General features: G+C 37.3%; 4 protein-coding genes. All 4 read left to right on the top strand.

The annotated features are described in order from the left end of the window. Positions 1–361: 361 nt before the first annotated feature. The gene (locus N4A45_12255; GenBank protein ID MCT4665992.1) at positions 362–2,119 is read left to right on the top strand and encodes a phage baseplate assembly protein V; all 1,758 of its coding nucleotides are present in this window, start codon (positions 362–364) and stop codon (positions 2,117–2,119) included. 2 nt (positions 2,120–2,121) lie between these two features. Further along, the gene (locus N4A45_12250; protein MCT4665991.1) at positions 2,122–3,450 is read left to right on the top strand and encodes a hypothetical protein; all 1,329 of its coding nucleotides are present in this window, start codon (positions 2,122–2,124) and stop codon (positions 3,448–3,450) included. 5 nt (positions 3,451–3,455) lie between these two features. Beyond that, complete coding sequence (locus N4A45_12245; GenBank protein MCT4665990.1) at positions 3,456–4,037, top strand: hypothetical protein; 582 nt, start codon at positions 3,456–3,458, stop codon at positions 4,035–4,037. Positions 4,038–4,078: 41 nt separating this feature from the next. After that, the coding region (locus tag N4A45_12240; GenBank protein MCT4665989.1) for a DUF6531 domain-containing protein at positions 4,079–6,521 on the top strand (2,443 nt) is incomplete at its 3' end.

The following is a 6,521-nucleotide window of genomic DNA, read 5'->3' as shown; positions in this document are numbered from 1 at the left end:
GAGTCATGAAGCTAGAAAATACACATAAAAGCCCCCTTAGAAGGGGGGAAGGGGGATGTTTCTCCCAGATTGAGTATCGAAATACATTTTATTCATATAGTATTAAGAAATACTTTACTAGTAGGATGTGAGCTCTTTGTGTTACATCCTCCTTCCCCCCTTCAAAGGGGGCGGTTTAAAAATTGAAGATTAGAGTTATGAAGCTAGAAAACACACATAAAAGCCCCCTTCAAAGGGGGAGAATTGAATATAGAAGATTAGAGTTATGAAGCTAGAAAACACACATAAAAGCCCTCTCAAAAAGTCGGGACAAGCTTTTAAAAAGGGTGAGATTAGAGATTAATGATAAAAATAACAAATTATGAACCAGGAAAATACAGAAATCAGCATTGACGGAAAACGAATAAAAACTTTTAATCAGATTTATTTGTTCCAGCCCATTTTTGATCACCACCATTTCCAAATTTCAGTGGATATGAGTGCTATTGAGAAAGATGGAGAATATACCATAGAAAAATCTAGAGAGTGGCTAGGGAAACCTTTAGTGATTTATTTTCAAAAAAGTGATTTTGTGGGGATCATTACGAATATTCAGCTGAATCAAGAAAATGGATTTAATGGTATCATCAATATTTCAGGTTTTTCTAAAACGATCCTTATGGATTCTGGTGCTCATTTACAGTCTTGGTCTGAGAAGTCTATCAAAAAAATTGCAAAAGAAATTACTAAAAACAGTCGAGTAGAGGCAAGAATAAACCCGAAAAATACTGAAATCATCCCTTATTTATGTCAATACCAGGAGTCCTATTTTGATTTTTTAAAGAGACAAGCTATAGATTATAGAGAATGGTTCTTTTCTGACGGGGTCAACCTGCATTTTGGCTTACCTAAAGAATCACCCAATGCCATTGAACTGGAATACAACAAGGATATCTTGAGTTTAAATATTGATATACAGGTTAAGCCTCACGCTCAAGAGTTGTATAGTTTTCAGAAAATGCAAAACAAATTTATTATCGAAAAATCCAAAAATAGACCTGATGGACTGAGTGAGTTGGGAATGCATTCCTTCAAAACCAGCAATGAGGTTTACCCATTTATACCTAAGACGGTTTCGGATATCAGAATAAGAAATAAAGGAGCCTTTGACGATGCTTTGAAAAACAACCAAAATGCTGCCATTGCCAGTTATCATATTATCTCTGGAACTACTTCACTAAGAGGATTGACACCTGGTTCTATCATTAAAATAGCGGCAGGAATGAAAGAAAACCTTGAAGAAACCATTAATCAATATGGAGAATTTATGGTAATAGAAGCCAAGCACCAAGAACACTATCCAAACGGATATACTTGCGAATTTAAAGCAATACCTTCTGGGATAAAATCGCCACCAATTCCCTCAATCACTCGTCCTGTGGCGCAAACCCAAATGGCTACCGTAACCTCCAACGAAGACCCAAGTAAAAAAGGACGTGTACAAGTGCAGTTTCCTTGGCAAGATCCTCAAGAAAAAACCGATTGGATTTCGGTACTTACTCCCGATGGTGGAAGCAGCGATTTGGTAAATACCAACCGAGGTTTTGTCTTTATTCCAGAAAAAGGTGACCAAGTAATGATAGGATTCCGATACAATGATCCCAACAGACCCTTTGTAATGGGAAGTATATTCAACGGAAGCAACGCTAGTGGAGGTTCAGATGCCAATAAATCAAAATCTATCACCACCCGCAGCGGAGCTACTATTTCTTTTGATGATGATGAAGGGAAAGGGAAAATAAGTATTTCTGACCCTAGCGGAAATACGGTAACACTTAATGGTGATGAGACGATTACGATATCGGCACCGAAAGGTATTACGATGAATTCTAAAGAAATCACCTTAAACGCAGAAGAAAAAATAACCATAAAGGGTGATAAAAAAGTAGATATCAACTCAAAAGAAATTACCCAAACCGCTAAGCAGAAAATTGATCTAAAAAGTGATGCCAATATGCTGATGGCATCCAAGGCTAAGGAAGAAACACACAAAACCTATAAACTTACGGCACAAGCTACCGTAGATATTGAAGGTGCAACAGCCGTGAATGCTAAAGGAGGAATCATCAATCTGAACTAACTATGGCTAAATTTCAAGAAGATAATGCTATTACCTTTCGCTTGAAAGAAATGCAAAAAATGTGGATTAAAGAAATCTGTAAAAAGCATCAATTAGTGAGGTGGTTAGTGGACAAAGATGAGATAAGAATGGTAAAGGCTTTTGTATTAGCCGAAGCATCAGAACATGGGAAAATAGAAGACCTTTTTATTGGTTTTGAAACGCCATTTGAAGATCCAAAAAAATATGGAAAAGCCTTAAAAGAGGAGTTTTTGACTGTTTGGAATAGTCCAGAATATAGGAAAGAAGTGGAAGATTATGATGTTTTACCCAATTGGGATTCCAAGCCTTTTGAATACCCCGAAGAGGATAAAGACGGATTATTTTTTGCTCATTGTATGGCTTCTTTTGCAGAGTCGATAGGGAAAAAGACCAATATTGTTCTTTGTCTGTTGCCTCATGCTTTTTATGGAAATCAATTACTTGGTGAGTGGCTGGAAAATTTGGTGAAAAAACTGCCCAAAAACCTCAAATTGATGGTGATGGATGCTAAGGATTATTCCATGTTTGATTTTTTTAGAGAAACGAAAAACAGTAAAACTCTTGAACCCAATTTGGATATGTCTGGTGCTATTAGAGAGCTGATACAAAATGGTGATCCACACTCACCTGCCACAGGAATCAATCTTTGTATTCTCAATCTTATGGAAGCTTCTAAAAACAAAGACCTTGATGCCATAAAAAAATGGGGAGAAAAAGGAATTCGTATCTGTAGAGATATGGAAAGTAAGAGCATGGAAGCAACGATTTTATTATCTTATGGAAGTGCCTATTTTCAACTAAAAAAATACAAAATTGCCATAGAAAAATATGCCCTTGCCGAAGAAATTAGTGCAAAAGGTAGGGCAGAAAAAGATCCTACTTGCGATATTTTGAATTTACAAAGTAAACACTTTTTGGCTGCCACTTATTTTGTAAGAAAAAAAAGAAAAATTTCTTTGGAATATTATATCCAAACCGCCCAAAAGGCATTGGAGCAAGAGAATATAATGATTTATCTAGAAGCTCAAAGACAGAGTATTTATATCTCCAAAAAACTATGGCGATCTAGTGAAGCACAAGAAATAGCAAAAACAGCCTATTACAAGGGAATTACTTTAAATAAAGAATTACTCAAGTTTTCCCCCATGTTGTTGATTACCCAATCTCATTATGATTTTTCTAAAAACGAAAATAACCAAGATGAAATGAAAAAGATAGAAACTTTTGCCATAGATATTTGGGGAGAAAACTGGGAAGATCTTTCTGTAAAAGAAGGTTACCAATCGGTATTAGAACCCGAAGAATCTTAAAAAAAATGATTATGTTATTAGCTTCCAAACACCTTAATCCCACTTTGGGAATCGATATTCATTTTGTAACGATTCCACCATTACCAGCACCTGTTCCTATGCCACATCCATTTATCGGTTTTGTGCTAGATCCTTTTGATTATATCCCTTTTTTGGGAACCGATGTGCATATCAACGGAATGAAAAGATCCAATGCAGGAACCATGGCGACTTTGGCAACTTCCAAACATATTCCTTTGGGAGCAGGTTTCCATCCTGCAGCTTTACCCATGATAGATCATGAAGGATTGCAGTTTTTTGGAAGTCAGACCGTGAAAGCTGATGGTTCTTATCTCAGTGGAGCTACTTTTATGTTGATGACATGTAGTTGTATAGGAATTCCACTGGGGAGTCCAGAGCGGTATTTACCTACCACAACGTCCATACCCATGCCCGGTTTACCCGTTTTTGTGGGAGGACCTCAAGTGCCCGACCTTATGGGAGTTTTGATGAAACTTCTCATGACTTTTGGTTTGAAATTTTTATTAAAAAAGGCAGGAAAACTCTTTAGGAAAATGAAATGTCGTCTTAAAGGTGGACCTTGTTAAAAGAAGTGGTATGATATTAAAACTTTAGAATATAAAACATTATGATTGATTTATCTACAGGAGAAATAATATTACATGAGGAAGATTTTACCCTCGAAGGACCGATTCCTTTTTCGATTACTCGGAACTATTTTTCATTTATTGACCGAAAAGGATTATTGGGTGAAAAATGGCATCTCAACTTAGAACAACATATTCATATAGATGAAACATCAGACTATTTTGTTTGGCAAAATTGCAGTGGGAATATTATAGAAATACCACTAATTCCGCTAAATGATAAAGCCTTTGTTACCGAGCATCAGTTTAGTTATGAATATCAAGAAAAAGGTATTTTGATTCATCGTTATGAAAAAGATACACACTATTTCTTTGAAGAATATCACCCAAAAAAATGGCGATTAAGCAAAATATATAAAGGTGTTTTTGAGATCAACTACCAATACAAAAGGGATGGATTACAAATTCATCAAATTACCGATTATTATCAGCGAAATCTCCTTTTTCGATATGATAAAAAGGCTAGAATAGAATCCATTTGGTTAGATACCCAAGAATTGGCAGAAGCCAAAAGATTGATTTCCTACCGATACGAAGATGGTTTTTTGCAGGGAATTACGGATATCTTGGAGCAAGAAGAAACCTGTGAATATCAGGATAAAAACTTACAGACCCTTACCCGAAAAAACAAAAGTAAAAACTGTTGGGAATATCAAGAGATTGACAAAAAAATCCGTTGTGTAAAACGATACGAATTAGAAGAAAACTCACCTGTTCATCACAATGTACTGCATTATACTTATGAAGGAAACAAAACCTCGGTTAGAGATTTTTATGGAGATACCAGTCAGCATTTTTTTGAGGATGGAAACCTGATAAAGACCATCAATGCATTGGGGCAAGAGGAATCTTGGAGTTATGGTTTGGACAATGAACTCATTAAACACACAGACAGAGCAGGAAATGCAACCTATTTCGGCTATGATGAATATGGAAACAAAACTTCGGAACTATTGCCCAATGGCGGAAAAATTCAGTTTGCATACGAGGATAATCGATTGATTATGGCAAAAAATGCCTTGGGGGCGATTTGGCATTGGGAGTATAACGAAACAGGATTGCTCACCGAACAGCAAGGACCGAAAGGCGATATAACCCGTTATGAATACGAAGATGGATTGCTAAAAACAGTGATTGATTCTTTGGGAGAAGAAACCCACATACACTATCATCCCAATAAACAAATAAAAGAAGTACGGTTACCCGATGGCGACACCATGCAGTGGGCATACAATGAGTATGGACAAACGACTCAAGAATATCACCAAGACAAAAGAGCCCGTTATGTATATGACGCACTTGGCAGACTTACCGAGATTTTTAGCTCATTGGAGAGTCCGCTTTATTTGAAATACGATGCCATGGGCAATATGGTAGAAGCCAAAAACAGCCACCAACAAGTAGCTTTTACTTATGCCCACAACGGAAAACTGCTAAAAAGACAGCAAAATGATACCGAAATCCGTTTTAGGTACAACCGAAACGACGATTTGAGTGCCATCATCAATGAAGCAGGAAAAGAATATATTTTTAAACGAAATGCCATAGGCGAGATTGTAAGAGAAATAGGGTTTGATGGAAAACAACATCGCTATTTTTATGATGCAGGTGGTAGAATGAGCCATATTTTACAACCCAATGGCGAAACCAAAAAAATGGAATATGACCTCTTGGGAAATCTCACCAAAATATATTTTGACGACCAAGAAAGAGCCAGCGAATACTTTAGATACAACCAGGCAGGACAACTGATAGAAGCCACCAACGAACACAGTCGTGTACTATTTGAAAGAGACCCGCTTGGAAATATCATTAGCGAACAGCAAAACGGAGTGACAATCCAACACCAATACAACCGCCAAAGCCAAAGAATAGGATTAGAAAGTAGCCTTGGCTTAAAACTGGAAATAAAACGCAATAATTGGGGACAAATAGAAGCTTACCAAGCCCTGCAAGGTGATAAAGAATGGCAAATGAGCCTCAAGCAAAACCACCTAGGTCTAGAGACCGAAAGACTGCTCCCAGGTGGCGTTTCTTTGAGTACCGAGCGAGATGTGATGGGAAAACCCCTAAGGCAACTTACCCAAAAAGGCAAACAGACCTACCAAGACCGGCGATACAGTTGGAATAATAACAACAAACTGACGGGTATAGAAAACCGCACCAATGGAGACTGGGTTCAGTTTTCTTATAACCCTTTTGGATACCTTGCCAAAGCACAATACTCCACAGGAGAAAGCATTTTTAAGATGCCCGATGTATTGGGGAATCTTTTCCACACCCAAGATAAAGATCAACTGGTATATACCGATGCAGGAGGACTACTTGCCGATCGTAAAAAAGAAATAGCCTACCAGTACGACAAAAACGGAAACCTAACCTACAAACACGACAGTAAAGGAGCTAAATACTTCTTTTGGGATG

This window comes from Flavobacteriales bacterium (genome assembly GCA_025210805.1).
In the GTDB taxonomy this organism is placed as follows: Bacteria; Bacteroidota; Bacteroidia; order Flavobacteriales; family CAJXXR01; genus JAOAQX01.
Note: the sequence above shows the minus strand (reverse complement) of the source record. Positions and strands in the feature narration are given on the sequence as shown.

Excerpts from the sequence above, each read along its gene's own strand:
- N4A45_12250 (MCT4665991.1), top strand. The coding sequence starts at position 2,122 with ATGGCTAAATTTCAAGAAGATAATGCTATTACCTTTCGCTTGAAAGAA.
- N4A45_12255 (MCT4665992.1), top strand. The coding sequence starts at position 362 with ATGAACCAGGAAAATACAGAAATCAGCATTGACGGAAAACGAATAAAA.
- N4A45_12245 (MCT4665990.1), top strand. The coding sequence starts at position 3,456 with ATGATTATGTTATTAGCTTCCAAACACCTTAATCCCACTTTGGGAATC.